The 15973-nt window shown below is 70.3% G+C and carries 18 protein-coding genes; 15 read left to right on the forward strand and 3 right to left on the reverse strand.

The window, feature by feature from the left end:
- Positions 1–23: 23 nt before the first annotated feature.
- Entirely contained in the window at positions 24–1361 is a 1338-nt protein-coding gene (locus ACWGH4_RS16125; protein WP_453460805.1) for a M14 family metallopeptidase, read from the reverse strand.
- 215 nt (positions 1362–1576) lie between these two features.
- Here ACWGH4_RS16125 and ACWGH4_RS16130 point away from each other — a divergent pair, with 215 nt between their 5' ends.
- Positions 1577–2884 carry an Nramp family divalent metal transporter gene (locus tag ACWGH4_RS16130; RefSeq protein ID WP_453460808.1) on the forward strand — a complete coding sequence of 436 codons (1308 nt, stop codon included), beginning with the start codon at positions 1577–1579 and terminating at the stop codon, positions 2882–2884.
- Positions 2885–2971: 87 nt separating this feature from the next.
- Here ACWGH4_RS16130 and ACWGH4_RS16135 read toward each other — a convergent pair whose 3' ends face one another.
- A complete protein-coding gene (locus tag ACWGH4_RS16135; RefSeq protein WP_453460811.1) occupies positions 2972–4717 on the reverse strand; it encodes a chitinase in 1746 nt (581 codons plus the stop codon).
- 268 nt (positions 4718–4985) lie between these two features.
- Between ACWGH4_RS16135 and ACWGH4_RS16140 the strand changes: the two genes are divergently transcribed.
- From ACWGH4_RS16140 to ACWGH4_RS16195, 12 genes are all read left to right on the forward strand, one after another.
- The gene (locus tag ACWGH4_RS16140; RefSeq protein ID WP_453460813.1) at positions 4986–5849 is read left to right on the forward strand and encodes a hypothetical protein; all 864 of its coding nucleotides are present in this window, start codon (positions 4986–4988) and stop codon (positions 5847–5849) included.
- A 148-nt stretch (positions 5850–5997) separates the two neighbouring features.
- Positions 5998–6711, forward strand: coding sequence for a Flp pilus assembly protein CpaB (cpaB, locus tag ACWGH4_RS16145; protein ID WP_453460816.1), 714 nt, complete (start codon positions 5998–6000; stop codon positions 6709–6711).
- Between the two features lie 7 nt (positions 6712–6718).
- Positions 6719–7954, forward strand: coding sequence for an AAA family ATPase (locus ACWGH4_RS16150; RefSeq protein WP_453460819.1), 1236 nt, complete (start codon positions 6719–6721; stop codon positions 7952–7954).
- Positions 7951–8337: a pilus assembly protein gene (locus ACWGH4_RS16155; protein WP_441263953.1), complete on the forward strand. Its 387-nt coding sequence runs from the start codon at positions 7951–7953 to the stop codon at positions 8335–8337. The genes ACWGH4_RS16150 and ACWGH4_RS16155 overlap by 4 nt, the downstream gene beginning before the upstream one ends.
- Positions 8334–8705, forward strand: coding sequence for a TadE/TadG family type IV pilus assembly protein (locus ACWGH4_RS16160; protein WP_453460822.1), 372 nt, complete (start codon positions 8334–8336; stop codon positions 8703–8705). The genes ACWGH4_RS16155 and ACWGH4_RS16160 overlap by 4 nt, the downstream gene beginning before the upstream one ends.
- Positions 8702–10108, forward strand: coding sequence for a CpaF family protein (locus tag ACWGH4_RS16165; RefSeq protein WP_453460825.1), 1407 nt, complete (start codon positions 8702–8704; stop codon positions 10106–10108). The genes ACWGH4_RS16160 and ACWGH4_RS16165 overlap by 4 nt, the downstream gene beginning before the upstream one ends.
- Complete coding sequence (locus tag ACWGH4_RS16170) at positions 10105–11043, forward strand: type II secretion system F family protein (protein WP_453460828.1); 939 nt, start codon at positions 10105–10107, stop codon at positions 11041–11043. The genes ACWGH4_RS16165 and ACWGH4_RS16170 overlap by 4 nt, the downstream gene beginning before the upstream one ends.
- A 27-nt stretch (positions 11044–11070) precedes the next feature.
- A complete protein-coding gene (locus ACWGH4_RS16175) occupies positions 11071–11961 on the forward strand; it encodes a DUF5936 domain-containing protein (protein WP_453460831.1) in 891 nt (296 codons plus the stop codon).
- Between the two features lie 187 nt (positions 11962–12148).
- The gene (locus ACWGH4_RS16180; RefSeq protein WP_453460845.1) at positions 12149–12367 is read left to right on the forward strand and encodes a hypothetical protein; all 219 of its coding nucleotides are present in this window, start codon (positions 12149–12151) and stop codon (positions 12365–12367) included.
- Positions 12364–12990 (forward strand): pilus assembly protein TadG-related protein, encoded by a 627-nt coding sequence (locus ACWGH4_RS16185; RefSeq protein ID WP_453460847.1) that lies wholly within the window; start codon positions 12364–12366, stop codon positions 12988–12990. Before ACWGH4_RS16180 ends, ACWGH4_RS16185 begins: the two co-directional genes overlap by 4 nt.
- Before the next feature lie 264 nt (positions 12991–13254).
- Complete coding sequence (locus tag ACWGH4_RS16190; RefSeq protein ID WP_453460833.1) at positions 13255–13614, forward strand: hypothetical protein; 360 nt, start codon at positions 13255–13257, stop codon at positions 13612–13614.
- Positions 13614–14225 (forward strand): OmpA family protein, encoded by a 612-nt coding sequence (locus tag ACWGH4_RS16195; protein ID WP_453460836.1) that lies wholly within the window; start codon positions 13614–13616, stop codon positions 14223–14225. The genes ACWGH4_RS16190 and ACWGH4_RS16195 overlap by 1 nt, the downstream gene beginning before the upstream one ends.
- 85 nt (positions 14226–14310) lie before the next feature.
- Here ACWGH4_RS16195 and ACWGH4_RS16200 read toward each other — a convergent pair whose 3' ends face one another.
- Positions 14311–14676: a DUF192 domain-containing protein gene (locus tag ACWGH4_RS16200; RefSeq protein WP_453460839.1), complete on the reverse strand. Its 366-nt coding sequence runs from the start codon at positions 14674–14676 to the stop codon at positions 14311–14313.
- Between the two features lie 38 nt (positions 14677–14714).
- Here ACWGH4_RS16200 and ACWGH4_RS16205 point away from each other — a divergent pair, with 38 nt between their 5' ends.
- Together ACWGH4_RS16205 and ACWGH4_RS16210 are read left to right on the forward strand one after the other, a co-directional pair.
- Positions 14715–15440 (forward strand): prepilin peptidase, encoded by a 726-nt coding sequence (locus tag ACWGH4_RS16205; RefSeq protein ID WP_453460842.1) that lies wholly within the window; start codon positions 14715–14717, stop codon positions 15438–15440.
- 52 nt (positions 15441–15492) lie between these two features.
- Positions 15493–15897 (forward strand): cupin domain-containing protein, encoded by a 405-nt coding sequence (locus ACWGH4_RS16210; RefSeq protein ID WP_441263960.1) that lies wholly within the window; start codon positions 15493–15495, stop codon positions 15895–15897.
- Positions 15898–15973 lie beyond the last annotated feature (76 nt).

Genomic DNA, 15973 nt, shown 5'->3' on the forward strand with positions numbered 1-15973 from the left:
GCGCGGCACCGGTCCTCGAACGGTCAGGCGCAGTACTGCTGCTCCTTGCCGATGGAGCGGTACATGCAGTCCGAGTTCTCCAGCAGTTGGAGCACCGCGTCGCGGTTGCGGCTCGTCTCGCGCTCGATCACCTCGTCGGGCGGGTAGAAGCCGCCGCCGCCGAAGCCGGCCGGGTACATCTCGAAGGTGTACCCGAAGATCTTCTGACTGCCCCACAGCCAGTCGTCGATCGAACCGTCGGTGATGTAGAGGTCGCTCGACTGCTCCGCGGTGTAGCCGTTGCTCGCGGCCATCTTCCGTCCGACCGCGGCGAAGGCGTCCCGGTCGTCCTGGGTCATGCCGGGGGCGGTGTCGGCGTTGGTCCAGCCGAACGGCCAGAGCACCAGCTCGCTGTACGTGTGGAAGTCGATGCCCGTGGCGATCTGCTGCTTGCCGCCGACCACGCGGCTGCGGACGAAGTCGGCGACGACCTTCACCTCGGGGGCGGACTCGGCGGCCCTGCCGCGGTAGGTCTCCGAGCTGGTCGAGCCCGAGGAGCCGCCGCAGCAGCCCCACTTGTAGTTCCAGTTGCGGTTCATGTCCGTGCCGACGTACGAGGAGCCGGAGTTGGGCTGCCGGTTCTTGCGCCAGCTGCGGTAGGAACCGGTGGCGATGTCGTACTCGCCGCCGTCCGGGTTGAGGTCCGGGACGATCCAGATCTCGCGGCCGTTCACGGCGCCCGTGATCCGGGAGTCGCTGCCGTAGTCCTCGCCGAACTCGCGCAGCAGGTAGAGCGCCATTTCGACGGTGAGGTGCTCGCGGGCGTGCTGGTGGTGGGTGAAGAGGACCTCCGGCTCGTTCTCGTCCGTGGCCACGTTGTCGCTGATCTTGATGGCGACGATGTCCCGGCCCTGGTAGCTCTTGCCGATGACCCGCTTGCTCATGATGTTCGGGTGCTGTGCCACGCGCTGGTTGATCGCGGCCGTCATCTCCGCGTAGTTGTGGTAGCGGGAGTCGGCCGACGGGAAGTCGAACGGCTTCACGTCCGCCGCCGTGCGGTGCCGCGGCGGCGCGGGCAGTGCTTCGAGGGTGTGTCCGAGGGCGCGCAGCCGCCGTGCCTCCGCGGCGGTGGCGCTGACCACGACCGTGTGGTCGTCGGCCTCGTCGATCGACACTCCGGTGCGGGCGATGGCGGTGCGGTCGGCGACGGTGTCGGGACCGTGGATCCGGTACTGCCTGATCTGCTCGTCCTCGGCGGCGGCGGGTGCCGGCCGGTCCGGTGACGGTGCGGCGCCGGCGCTGATGGGCGCGGCCACCGCGAGCGCGAGGGCGGCCGCGAGGGTGGCGGCCTTCCTCCGGTTCGCACGTATGCGAAGTCGCATGCTGTCTCCTGGGTGGGGAGTTGTGGGGGGTGCTCAGGTGCGACGTGCGGGTCTGTGCCGGTGTTCGAGCACATCGTGTCGGCGTGACATGCTCGGGTCAAGGAAAGCTTCGGCCGTTCCTCACAACCGCCGGATCGGCACTGCCCCTTGCGCGATCACCCGCGCGGCGCTTTGGTGACAGCGATCACCTGGGACGAGTGGAAGGCGGCTGTGCCATGGCAGGCACCACCGAGCAGGACGCGGACGGGACCCTGTCCGTACCGCGCGAGTCGAGCTGGAAGTACATCGGGCCCGGGATCGTCGTCGCGGCGACCGGCGTCGGGGCCGGAGACCTGGTCGCGACGCTCATCGCGGGCAGCAAGTTCGGATACACACTGATGTGGGCCGCCGTCATCGGCTGCGTCGTCAAGATCTCGCTGGCCGAGGCGTGCGGACGCTGGCACCTGGCGACCGGGCGCACCCTCTTCGAGGGCTGGCGGTCCCTCGGGAAGTGGACCACCGTCTACTTCGCCATCTACGTGGTCGTCTGGGGGTTCGTCTACGGGGCCACCGCGATGTCCTCCAGCGCGCTGCCCATCGTCGCCCTGTTCCCGGACGGCCCGGGCCTCAAGGTGTGGGCGGTCCTCACGGGCCTGATCGGCCTGGTCTTCGTCTGGTTCAACCGGTACGCCGTCTTCGAGAAGGTCATGACGGTGCTCATCGGCATCATGTTCGTGGTCGTGGTGTACGTCGCGATCCGCGTCACGCCGGACATCGGCGCCGCGTTCGCGGGCCTGGCCCCGGTGCTGCCAGACGGGTCGCTGCTCTACACCCTCGGTCTGATCGGCGGTGTCGGCGGCACGATCACCATGGCCGCGTACGGCTACTGGGTCAACGCCAAGGGCTGGACCAACACCGGCTGGATGAAGGTCATGCGCCTGGACAACCGGGTCGCCTACATCACCACCGGCGTCTTCGTCGTCGCGATGCTCATCGTCGGCGCCGAACTGCTGCACGCCTCGCACCTCGCCCTCACCAAGGGCGACAGGGGGCTGATCGACCTCGGGGCGATCCTGGAGGACAAGTACGGCGCGGTGACGGCCAAGCTGTTCCTGGTCGGCTTCTTCGCCACCTCGTTCTCGTCCCTGATCGGCGTGTGGCACGGCGTCAGCCTGATGTTCGCCGACTTCGTCGAGCGGCTCCAGCTCGACCGCAAGGGCGTTCCCGTCGACAAGGGCACGGTCGAGGAGGTGGCGGCCGGCCGGAAGGAGCGCTCGCTGCCGTTCAGGGCGTATCTGCTCTGGCTGACGTTCCCGCCGATCACGCTGCTCTTCCTGGACCAGCCGTTCGGCCTCGTCGTCGCCTACGGCGTGCTGGGCGCGTTCTTCATGCCGTTCCTGGCGCTCACCCTGATCTGGCTGCTCAACTCCTCACGCACTCCCGCCGAGTGGCGCAACGGCGTTCTCAGCAACGTGATGCTGGCCGCGGCGGGCCTGCTGTTCGTCGTGCTGTGCGTCCAGCAGGTGCGGGAACTGCCCTGGTGACGTACCCGTCCGCACGGAGGCGGTGAAGCACCGACCGGGCCGTACCACCGGGGGAGCGGCGGTACGGCCCGGTACGGGGACCATGGGTTACGGCAGGTTGTGGACGTGCGGTCCGACCGCGTTGGACCAGGCGTTGCCCGCCGTCGCGTCCCAGTTGGTGGACCAGGTCATCGCGCCCCGCAGACCGGGGTAGGTCTTCGCGGGCTTGAACGAACCGCAGTTCGTGCCGCGGGTGAGGCAGTCGAGCGCGTTCTTCACGATCGACGGGTCGACGTAGCCGCTTCCCGCGCCGCGGGTGGAGGCCGGGACGCCGAGGCCGACCTGGGAGGCGTCGAGGCCGCCCTCGAGCTGGATGCAGGCAAGCGCGGTCAGGAAGTCGACCGATCCCTGCGAGTACACCTTGCCGTCGCAGCCCAGCATCGAGCCGCTGTTGTAGTACTGCATGTTGACGACGGTGAGGATGTCCTTCACGGCCAGCGCGGTCTTGAAGTACTCCGTGCCGGTGTTCTGCATGTCGATGGTCTGCGGCGCCATCGTCAGCACCAGCGACGAACCCGCCTTCTGCGACAGCTGGCGCAGCGCCTTGGTCAGGTACGTCGAGTTGATGCCGTGCTCCAGGTCGATGTCGACCCCGCCGAAGCCGTACTCCTGCATCAGCGCGTAGGCGCTGTTCGCGAAGGCCGTGGCGGACGCGTCACTGTTGATGGTGACGTTGCCCTTCTCACCGCCGACCGAGATGATCACGGACTTGCCCGCGGCCTTCTTCGCGGCGATGTCCGCCTTGAAGTCGGCGACGGATGCGTATCCCACCGCCGGGTCGAGGTTGAAGACGATCTGGCCCGGTGTGGTGGTGGAGTCGGCGAACGACACCGCGATGATGTCGTACTGCGCCTGCACGTCGCGCAGCTTCTGCACGGTGGCGCCGTTGTTGAAGTTCTGCCAGTAGCCCGTCAGCGCGTGCTTCGGCACCGCGGGGTTGCCCGGGTTGCCGCCCGTCGGGCCGGTCCTGCCGGTGACCGCGGCCGACTTGGCCGATTCGCCCGCCGTGTTCGTGGCCGTGACCTGGAACTGGTACGAGGTGTCCGCGGAGAGGCCGGTCACCGTCGCCGACGTACCGGAGACGGACTGGACCCTGGCGCCGTCACGGTAGACGTTGTAGCCGGTCGCGCCGGAGACCGCGCCCCAGCTGAGGGCCACGGAGGAAGACGTCACCGCGCCGACCGTGGGCGCCGCGGGCGCCGACGGGACCACCGGGTCCGGGTCGGTGCCGCCACCGCCGTCGGGGCCGAAGACGTTCACGTCGTCGGCGTAGTAGGCGGCCTGGCCGTACCAGCCGTGGGTGTAGACGGTCACCGACGTGGTGTTGGCGCCCGTGGTGAAGGACGTGGTGAGCTTCGTCCAGCTGCTGCCGCCCGGGGTCCAGGTGGACACGTCCGTCGTCCCGGTGCCGCTCGCCCCCAGGTACACGTAGCTGCCCTGCACCCACGCGCTCAGCGAGTACGTCGAGTTCGGCCGGACCGCGACGCTCTGCGAGCACTTGGCGTTGTCCTGGCCGGCGGGCGTCGCCTTCAGCGCGGAGGCGCCGCTGTGCACCGGGGAGGAGACGGCGGCGCCGCTGCCGCCGGAGCAGGACCAGTTGGTGAGGCCCGACTCGAAGCCGGCGTTCTTCGCGACGTTGACGTCGGCGGCCTGCGCGGTCCCGGCGGTGCCCATGAGCGTCAGCCCGGTGCCGACCGCGAGCGCCAGGCCGGCGCCCAGGGCCCTCCTGCCGGATCGCGCCGGGCGGTTCCAGGACGGACCCGGCCATCTCCGTGAGCGTGTGGTGCGGTCCACTTGCGGCCTCCGGTGGGGGAGTTGGGGGGTGGGGATGGGGCTTGCGGACGGTGGCCACCGTTGGGCGTAAAAACTGGTCCAGACCAATCAGGTTGTCAAGACCTCTGGCAGTGATTGGTCCCCGGAACGGTGTTCACTGCCCGGGTGGTGGTGGCTAGAGTGCTCATGCAGGAACACGGAGTAGCGAGCACCAGCAGCAGGAGCACGGAGCAGTAGGGATCTGCGGCCGCCGGACACCCCGGTGTCCGGAGCTGAACGGGGAACGAGCGTGCCGACCGCAATAGCAGTCACCAGCGCCGACCTGGTGCTACCGCCCACCGATCAACAGACGCCCACCGCCGCCCTGCTCCACCCGCCGGACGAGGTGCCCCTCGACGCCGCACTCAGCGACATGAGCGTCCTGCTGGAGCAGCACGGTTACGTCGTCGGCCTCTACCCCGCCTCGCTCCCCGCCGCCCACCAGCGCCGGCTGCACACGGTCCGCGCCGTGCTGGAGAGCGACCGCATCGCCCTTCTCAAGCTTGACCTGCCGCCGCTCGGCGTCGCCGTACTCGCCCGGCAGCTGAGGCAGCTGTCGATCTGCGACTTCGGCGCCGGGGTCATCGCCTCCGCCGCCCGGCTCCTCTCCCACTACATCTACGCCGGCGCCCTGCTCGGCTCCGTCGCCAGGCTCGACCGCATCCCGGTGAGCCTCACCTCCCACGCCAGGTCGTGGATGCCGGGCACCCAGTTCGGTGTGCTGGCCGGCCCACGGCCCCAGATGGTCAAGGTCGGCGGGGGCGGCCACCTGGCAGGGCCCGACTTCGCCACGCAGCTGATCCTCGCCAGAGGGCAGCTCCAGTCGGAGTGGGTGACCGGCACCCTCGCCCCGGCCTGGCGCGTGCAGCAGCTCCACGAGGTCCCGCTGCCCGAGGACTCGGCGCGCTGGTGGGGGACGGGACGGCTGATCGAGTTCGCCGCGTTCCTCCCCGACATCTCGGTCCTCTACCAACTGGTCTCATCCGTACGGCGAGAGGTGTGCACATGGTGCGGCATCCAACTCATCGGTGACCGCTGCGGCTTCTGCTCCGCCCCGCTCACGGCCGCCTCGAGCCGCACCGGGGCGACCAGGGCGCTGACCGCGGGGTCATGAACGGCCACCACCGGCTGCCTGCTGTGACCACCACCCCGGCGGCCGCCTCGGCCGCGTCGCCCACCGCACCGACCGCCCTCGCCGTGCCTGTTGCACCCGCACCGTCCGCCCCATTCGTCCCACGTCATCGAACGAGGTCGTCCCACCCATGAATTCACGGCAGCGCCGCGGCGTTCTCCTGATTCTGCTCTCGGTCGTCTGCGGCATCGCCGCGTTCGCCGGCGTGCTCACCGTGATCGCCGACGTGAACTCGAAGGTCGGACCCGAGACCACCGCCTACCGCGTCAAGAGCGACATAGCCCCCTACACGCCGCTCGACGCAAGGCAGTTCGAGAAGGTCTCGATACCCGAACGCTGGCTGTCCCGGAGCGCGGTGACCGACCTCGGCGTACTGCGGGGCAAGATCGCCGTGACGGAACTGCGCAGCGGATCACTGCTCCAGAGCGACATGATCGTGCAGAAGCCGGCGCTGGAGAGCGGCCAGCAGGAGATCGCCATCATGATCGACGCGGCGACCGGCGTGGCCGGAAAGATCCGGCCGGGGAACCTGGTCAACATCTTCGCCACCTTCGCCGCGCAGGACGACTCCGGCACCGACCAGTCCCGGCTCATCGTCGCCAACGCCAAGGTCATCGACGTCGGGGAGCTCACCGCCCTCGAACGCAGGAGCGGCGACCGTACCAACACCCCCCGCGAGGCGGTGCCCATCACCTTCGCGCTGAACACGGCCGATGCCCAGCGCGTCGCCTACGCCGAGTCCTTCGCCGAACATGTGCGCCTGGCCCTGCTGCCCGACGGGAGCCCCACCACCCTGCGGCCCGGCGACGGCAGCTACGACCTCTCAGAAGACAAGAACAAGTGAGGGCCGGATGACGACGCGTATCCTCCCCGCCGTCGGCGACCCCGACGCCGCCCGGTCCGTCGTGAGCCTGCTGGGCCGGCTCCCCGACGCGGAACCGGCACCGCCGGTCGGCGACTCCACCTCGCTCGTCGACATGCTGGCCCGGCTCGCCGCCGAGTCGCTCGACGAACTCCCGGAAGTCGTCCTGGTCCACGAACGCATCGGGCCGCTGCCCGCCCTCGAGCTGATCCGGGACGTCGCCCTGCGCTTCCCGGCCGTCGGCGTCGTGCTCGTCACCGCCGACACCAGCCCGGGCCTGTACTCGGCGGCCATGGACTCCGGCGCCCGCGGCCTCGTCGCCCTTCCTCTCGTGTACGAGGAACTGGCGCAGCGCGTCCAGGCCGCGGCCGGCTGGGCTGCGGGCGTACGCCGGCACCTCGGCCACGGTCCCGAGGCGGCGTTCGGCGGCCCGGGCGGCACCGTCGTCACCGTGAGCGGCGCCAAGGGCGGCGTCGGCACGACCGTCACGGCGATCCAGCTCGCCCTGGCGTCGGCGGCCTCCGGTCACTCCGTCGCCCTCGTCGACCTCGACCTCCAGGGCGGTGACGTCGCCTCGTACCTGGACGTCCAGTTCCGTCGCTCCATCGTGGACCTCGCCGCCATCCGGGACATCGGCGCGCGGGTCCTCCAGGACGCCGTCTTCAACCACGAGACGGGCGTGGCCCTCCTCCTCGCCCCCGCGGAGGGCGAACGCGCGGAGGACGTCAGCGACCGCCTCGTCCGGCAGACCCTCGGCGCCCTGCGGCAGCGTTACGAGACGGTGGTCGTCGACTGCGGCACCCAGGTCAACACCGCCAACGCCGCCGCCATCGAGTCGGCCGACACCACTCTGCTGCTGACGCTGCCGGACGTGGTGACCGTACGGGCCACCAAGCGGATGGTGCGGCTCTGGGACCGGCTCCAGATCCGCAAGGCGGAGGAGACGATCACCGTCGTGAACCGCCACACGCGGACCACGGAGATCCAGCCGCAGCTCGTCTCGAAGATCACCTCCACGAGGGTGGCGCGCACGGCGATCCCCGCCAATTTCAAGGAGCTCCAGGGCGCCGTCGACGCGGGCCGTATGCAGGACCTCGAGGCCAAGTCCTCCGTCAAACAGGCCATGTGGGCCCTCGCGGGCGAGCTCGGGCTGGTCAAGGACGTGCAGGGGGACACGAAGCAGAGCCGCTTCGGGGCCGGACGCCGGCACGGGCGCACGAAATGAAGACGCCCGCCCCGCGCATACGGGACGACCGGGGCCAGTCGGTGATCGAGTTCACCGGCATGGTGCCGATCATCCTGGTGACACTGGCCGTCCTGTGGCAGTCGGCACTCGTCGGCTACACGTTCGTGCTCGCGGGCAACGCGGCGGACAAGGCGGTGGCCGCGGGGACGCGGGCGGAGGGCGGCGGCGCGGCGGCCTGCGCGGCGGCAGCGGAGGAGGACCTGACCGGCGGCTGGTCGGCGGCCGTCACGTGCGGGCCGGACGGCGACCTGTACAAGGCCGAGGTCTCCTTGGAGGTGCCGCTGCTGTTCCCCGGCGTCAACCTCCCGATCACGGTCAAGGGCCGGGCGGGCGCGGCGGCCGAGTGGAGGGCCGAGCCATGAGACGCCGGGACCTCCGGGACGACCGCGGCCAGAGCGCCGTCGAATACGGCGGCTGGCTGTTCCTGCTGCTCTTCGTGATGACGATCGCGGTGCAGGTGGGCCTCGCCGTGTACGCGGCCCAGCAGGCCGGCACCGCGGCCCGCGCGGCGGCGCGGGTGGCCGCGCAGGACGAGGCGACGACCAGTCCCCAGGCCGCGGGGCAGCAGGCGCTCAGCTCCTGGCTCGACGCCTCCGTCGCCACCGGCCGGGACGGCGACGCGGTCACCGCCGACGTGACGGTCACCATTCCCGGCGTGGTCCCCGGCATCAGCTTCGGCACCGTCACCAAGTCCGCCACCATGCCCCTCGACAGGGAGTCGACACGATGAGCCTGCGCGCACGCATCCAGCGCATCGACGGCCCCGAGCCGGCGAACGGCCAGAGCGAGGAGAGCCGGCTCGTCGGCGTCTACCGGGCCAAGCTCCTCGAGGAGATCGACCTCGCGGAGATGTCCACCCTCGCCGCCGCCGAACGCCGCGTCCGCCTGGAGCGCGTGCTCGGCCACATCATCAGCCGCGAGGGCCCCGTCCTGTCGACCGGCGAGCGCTCCCACCTCATCAGGCGGGTCGTCGACGAGGCGCTCGGCCTCGGCATCCTCGAACCGCTCCTCGAGGACGCGTCCATCAGCGAGATCATGGTGAACGGCCCCGAGCAGGTCTTCGTCGAACGCGACGGCCGGCTCGAGCAGCTGCCGCTGCGGTTCTCCTCCACCGAGCAGCTGATGCAGACCATCGAGCGCATCGTCTCCACCGTCAACCGCCGCGTCGACGAGGCGAACCCCATGGTCGACGCCCGGCTCCCCAGCGGTGAGCGCGTCAACGTCATCATCCCGCCGCTCTCCCTGACCGGCCCGGTGCTGACCATCCGCCGCTTCCCGCGCGCCTTCACCCTCCAGGAGATGATCGGCCTCGGGTCCCTCGACGAGCACATCCTGCTGCTGCTCGCGGGCCTGGTGCGCGCCAAGTTCAACGTGATCGTCTCCGGCGCGACCGGCACCGGCAAGACCACCCTCCTCAACGCCCTGTCCGGCCTCATCCCGGACGGCGAACGCATCGTCACCATCGAGGACTCCGCCGAGCTCCGGCTCCAGCAGACCCATGTGATCACCCTGGAGTCCCGCCCCGCCAACGTCGAGGGCAAGGGCCGCATCACCATCCGCGACCTCGTACGCAACTCCCTGCGCATGCGCCCCGACCGCATCATCGTCGGCGAGGTCCGCGGCGGGGAGACCCTCGACATGCTCCAGGCCATGTCGACCGGCCACGACGGCTCGCTCGCCACCGTCCACGCCAACAGCGCGGAGGACGCGCTGATGCGGCTCCAGACGCTGAGCTCCATGTCCGAGGTCGAGCTCCCGTTCGTGGCCATCCACGACCAGATCAACAGCGCCGTCGACGTCATCGTCCAGCTCACCCGGCACGCGGACGGGGCACGCCGGATCACCGAGATCGCCGTCGTCGACTCGTACGGCCGCGAGGACTACCGCTTCGTCACCGTCTGCCGCTTCGAGGCGGAACCGCCGGCCGGGGACGGGCGCGTGCACGGCAGGTTCCGGTACTTCCCGCTGCCCCGGCGGGTCGCGGAACGCCTCTACATGGCGGGCGAGGCGATCCCGCCCGCCTTCGGCGTCGGCGAGTCGCAACTGGAACTCGCCACCCGGGTGCCACCGGGCCTGAGCCCGGTGCCCGACCCACGCACCGGCCACTCACCGGAAGGGCACCGCCCGCGATGAACCTGCCCCTGGTGACCCTCGGCGTCACGCTGCTCGGCTGCGTACTCGCCGTCCTCGGCGTGCGCTCCTGGTCGGTGGGCCAGGCACAACGCCAGGCCCTCGTCGACCGCATGTCGCAGTCCGGACCGCTCGCCCTCGAGAGCGGCCGCCGGCGCCGCTTCGCGGGAGTTGACCGCAGGCTGCGCGGCACCCGGCTCGGCCGGCGCATCGAGCGGAACATCTCCGCGACCGGCCTGGAACTGACCGCCGGGGAGTACGCCGTCTACGTCGTCGCCGCCCTGCTGGCGCTCTACTTCGTCGTCGGCTCGGTCTTCGCGCCCTTCTTCGGCCTGCTCGCCGTCCTGATCGGCGTCTGGGGCGCGAACGGCTTTTTGAACTGGCAGCGGGCCAAACGCACCGAGGCGTTCATCAGCCAGCTCCCCGAACTCACCCGGGTACTCGCCAATGCCACCCAGGCCGGGCTCGCCCTGCGCACCGCGATCGGCATGGCCGTGGAGGAGCTCGACGACCCGGCGCGAGAGGAGCTGCGCCGCGTCGCCGACCAACTGGCGCTCGGCCGCTCCCTCGACGACGCGCTCGGCGACCTCGCCGAACGCCTCCCGTCACGCGAACTCACCGTGCTCGTGTCCACCCTGATCCTGTCCAACCGTGCGGGCGGCACCATCGTCACCTCACTGCGCAACCTCACCGAGACCCTGGAGGAACGCAAGGAGACCCGGCGGGAAGTCACCACCCTCCTCTCGCAGGTCAAGGTCACGGCGGTGGCCGTCCCGGTGCTCGGCCTCGGCTTCCTGCTCGTCATCAACGGCATGCGGGACGGGGCACTGGAGGACATGACCGGCGCACTCGGGGGCCGCGTCGCCGTACTGGTCGCGGCCGGGCTGTACGCACTCGGCTTCATCCTCATCAACCGGCTCACCCGCGTCCGCATCTGAGACCTGACCAGAAGGGAGGAGACCCACATGCTCGGACTGGCCCTGGCCGCCGTGACCGGCGTCGCCGTCGTCGGCGTCTTCCTCGGCATACGCATGTACCGGGCGGAGGCCAAGCTCCCCGGCGACCTCGCCATCGCCCTGGAGGTCGGCGCCACCCGCACCAGCTATCCGGGCATGGCCATCGACCGCCTCGGCATGCGCTGGGCCCCCTCGGTCCAGCGCCTGATGGGCCCGCGCCACGTCGACCGCGTCCGCCGCAGGCTCGACATGGCCGGCAACCCCGGCGGCCTGACGGTCGACCGGTACGCGGCCCGCCGCGCCGTCTACGGGGTTCTCGGCGGGCTCGTCGCCTTCGGGATGCTCATGAACGGGCAGGTCGTCCTCGCCGTCCTGTTCCTGTTTTACGGCCTGTTCTGGACGGACGTCCTGCTCCGGGCGGCCATCGCCCGCCGCCGGGACGACATCGAACGCACCCTGCCGGACTTCCTCGACGTACTGGCCGTCGTCGTCTCCGCCGGCCTCGGCTTCCGCCAGGCCCTGGAGCGCGTCGCGGAGAAGTACGAGGGCCCCTGGTCGGACGAACTGCGCATCACGCTCCGGCAGATGGACATGGGCATGGGCCGGCGCGAGGCCTTCGAACAGCTGCGCCGCCGCAACGAGTCGGAGCAGGTCTCCATGTTCGTCTCGGCGCTCCAGCAGGGCGAGGAACTGGGCGCCCCCATCGTCGACACCCTGATCCAGATCGCCAACGACATGCGCAGGACGGACGCCCAGAACGCGAGACGGAAGGCGGCGAAGGCGGTCCCGAAGGCGACGCTGATCGTCACGAGCTTCATGCTGCCCGGCACGATGATCCTGATCGTGGCGGGCTTCTACTACGCGGCCGACGTGGACTTCGGCGCGATCTTCGGAGGCTGACGGGTGAGGTTGCCACGGTGAAGGGTTCACGAGCGATTCGACCAACGGTCTTCGCTCACGCAAGCGAATGTGGGAGATTCTCCTCGGAGGCCCGGCGTAGCCGGGGGACTCCATGGAGTGATCAGCGGCGAGGGAGGCCGGACCGACATGAACCAGCGGTCCGTCGAAGGGGAACGAGGGGTACGCCATGAGGGACTTCGGCCTGCACAAGGTCGCGGCTGCGATCGGACTCCGCCGGGACGGACTCCGCGACGATCGGGGGCAGGGGTCGATCGAGTACGTCGGGATCACGATTCTGGTGGTGGCGATCGTGGTGCTGCTGCTGAACACGAACATGGGCGCCGAGATCGCGAACACGTTCACCGAAAAGATCAATTCGGTTCTCGGCGGTGGTGGCGGCGGCTGAGCTTTCCTGGGCCGGACGATAACGGCCAGGCGACCCCGCTCTACATGGCAGCCGTGGTCGGCCTTCTCTTTCTCGTCCTTGTGTACCTGGCATTCGGCCAAGCCGATGTGACCCGCAACGGCACGCAGACCGCGGCCGACGCCGCCGCCCTGGCAGCGGCCCAGGATTCCAGGGACCAGCTTGAATTGACGGCCCTCATCGAAGACCTGGAGCTCATCCTTGACGGCCGGTTGCCGACAGACACCCCGGACGGCTGCGCGCGTGCGGCCGACTTCGCCGCCCGGAACGAAGCCGTGGCCGGCAGCTGTACGCCGCTGAGCGACGGCCGATGGGGCTTCACCGTCAACGTCGAGTCCGGGGAGTCGATGGGCGACAGCATCATCGAGGGAACCGGCAGCAAGCACGCCACGGCACGTGCCACCGCCGTCGTGGAACCACGCTGCACCTTTACGCCTGGGGAGAGCGTGCCCACGCAACCCGGCGAAGGAGACGATGCCGACGAGCAGAAGCCCTTACCGGGCAAGCTGCTCTGTGACTCCGACGAGTGGGTCATCGACCCCGAAGAGCCCGATTTGCTGCCCGACATGGCAGACCTTTTCACCGTCCGACTGGCCGAGGACTGAGCCGATGAACGCAAAGGAACAGGATTGATGAGCAAGCGGCGTATGAGGAACAGGCGCCGGGCTGCGGCAGCTGTGTTGTCGTCCGCCTTGATCCTCACTCTGTCGGCCTGTGGCGGTGGCGGCGACGAGGCGAACCCGAAGGGTTCGTCGTCATCAGCACCCACCGGATCCAAGGGTGAAGACAAGGCCAGTTCCACACCGGAGTCGGCACCCAGTACACCGAGCGAGCCCATCGCAACGGTCAAGGGCGACAAGGGGGTGGAGATGTCCGTGTTCTCGGCACGAAGGGACGAGGGCGGCTTCTTGACCCTGGACGGCGTCATTAAGAACACCGGGGCGGAGCAGTTCACCACCCCCGTCCAGTGGAGCGGCTTGGAGCAGTCCGTCGCAGCTACCGGTCGCTCGTTTGCCGGCATGACCCTTGTCGACTCGGCCGGTAAGAAGCGGTACTACGTGCTGCGCGACACGGACAACCGACCCCTCACCACCTACGCATACCGCACGCGTATGGAGCCCGGCGACTCCCTCACCTTCTTTGCCCAGTTCCCCGCGCCACCGGCGGGCACCACACAACTCGCTCTCCAGTTCCCCGGCTTCCCCAGCACCACGATCGAGTTGTCCTGATGCGCCCCGCGACCAGGACCACCGTGACCGCCGTCGTCCTCGCCGGGGCGCTTTCCGCCGGCCTTCTCGCCGGCGGCAGCGCCTTCGCCGACGACGGCCCCTACGCGGCGCCGCCTGCCGAGGCGCCCGTGAAGGTCGACGCCAACGACTCGGACCTGAAGCTCCCCGAGGGCGCGACGCTGGCCGACCCGAAGGTCATCGACATCAAGTCCGTCGTCGAGGACATCAGCGGTGAGGAGCGCCGCGAGGAGACGAACTCGGACATCAAGTTCGCCCTCCAGGCCGAGGTCCTCTTCGGGAAGGACAGCGCCAAGCTCTCCGGCGAGGCCACGTCCCGCATCTCGGCGATCGCCGCCGAGATCAAGAAGCAGAATGCCAAGAAGATCCGTGTGTTCGGCTTCACGGACGACCTCGGCACCGAGGCGCACGGCGACAAGCTGTCGAAGGAGCGCGCCGACGCCGTGCACAGCGTGCTGTCACAGCAGTTGAGCGCCGAGGGGATCACGTACGAGATCCGGGGCTACGGCGAGGACTATCCGATCGCGAGCAACACGTCGGAGGAGGGCCGCCGGAAGAACCGCCGCGTCGAGGTGTCGTTCCCGAGGGAGTGAGACGGTCACGCTCAGTGCTGCGCCTCCGCGCCGCGCGTACCGTCCGAGCACCGGGCAGGTGAACGCCCCTACGGTGCCGGGCGCGTCAGGACGGAACGGTGATCGTGAGCGTGACGCCCCGCCGTACCCCCCACCTCGCCAGGGCCCCCGCCGCCGCCTCGAGCACATGGCGGGCCCGCGGTCGCGGCAGGCCCACGCGGCCGGGGGGCATGGTGCGGACGCTGAGGACGCGCAGGTCACGGTCGAGGTAGGCCACGTCGATGGTGAAGCGCATCCCCACCGAGTGGACGCTGCCGCAGGGGGTCAGGAGCATCGCGCCCTCGATGCCGTCGCGGCCGAGGAGGCCGCGGCGCCGGGCCCGGTACGTGGCGGCTATCTCGACCTCGGCGACGGGACGGCCGTCGACCGTCAACGTCCCTGTTCCGTCACGCCATCGGCGTCCTCGTCGCATGGCCTCCACCGTAGTCGCGTCCGGCTTACGCTCGGGGCGTGGACGCAGCGCTGATCGTCGTCGCCGCCCTGTGGGGTGCGGGCGCCGGCCTGCTGTGCCCGCGGGCGGCGTACCGGCTGTCCGTGGGGGCGGGCGAGCCATGGCGGGACGCCTGCCCGGCGGGGCACGTGTACGCGGGGCCGGGGCGCGGGTGGCTCGGTGGCGCCTGCTGCGCGGCTCCCGTCCCGGCGCGGCTCGCGGCACCGCTCGTCACCGCGGCGGCCTGCGCCGTTCTCGCCGCGGCGACGGGCGCGCGGCCGGAGCTGGCGGCCTGGCTGATGCTGGCGCCGTTCGCCGTGCTGCTGGCCCTGGTCGACCTGAGGGTGCGCCGGCTGCCGGACCGGCTGACGTTGCCGCTGGCCGGCGCGGCCGCCGCCCTGCTGGGGGTGGCCGGGCTGTCGCCGCGGGCCGGCGGGGCGTGGGCCACGGCCCTGCTGGGCGGACTCGTGCTGGGCGGCGCGTACTTCGTGCTGTTCCTGATCCACCCCGGCGGCATGGGGTTCGGGGACGTGAAACTCGCGCTCGCGCTCGGGGTCGTGCTCGGCTGGTACGGCTGGGGCGTGCTCTTCGCGGGCGCGTTCGCCGGCTTCCTGTTCGGCTCGCTGTACGGGCTCGGGCTGGTCGCCCTGCGCCGCGCGAGCCGCCGGAGCACGATCCCCTTCGGGCCGTTCATGATCGCGGGGGCGCTGGCCGGTGTCGTCCTGGGGGCGCTCGCGGCCGTCTGAGCCGCTGCGAATACGCGCGACACGGCGGCCCGTCGGCGCGCAGAATCGGCCCATGGATGCCATCGCGAAGAAGCCCGTCAACATCACCGAAGCCCTCGCCTCCTTCGACGACGTCTACAGTCCGCGCATCGTCGCCCGTATGAACGACTACGACGTCCGCATCGCGCACACCCTGGGCGACCATGTGTGGCACGTGCACGAGGACACGGACGAGTTCTTCCTCGTCCTCGACGGGCGGTTCGACATCGCGCTGCGCGCGGCCGACGGCACCGAGTCCACCGTCGAGCTGCGCAAGGGCGACACCTTCGTCGTACCCAAGGGCACCGAGCACCGGCCCACCTCGACCGGCGGCTCCGTCCTGATGTTCGAGCCGTCCGGTACCAGCTCGACCGGTGACCGGCACGAGGGCGAGCTTCCCGGCAACGTCGACAGCACGACCGGCCATGAGCTGACCTGACGAGGAGGGCGGCGCGTCACGCGTGCGGCCCGACCGCCACGGTGCCGACGGTCAGTTCGGCGCGGCCCTCCAGGGC

Source organism: Streptomyces sp. NPDC054847 (assembly GCF_053610925.1).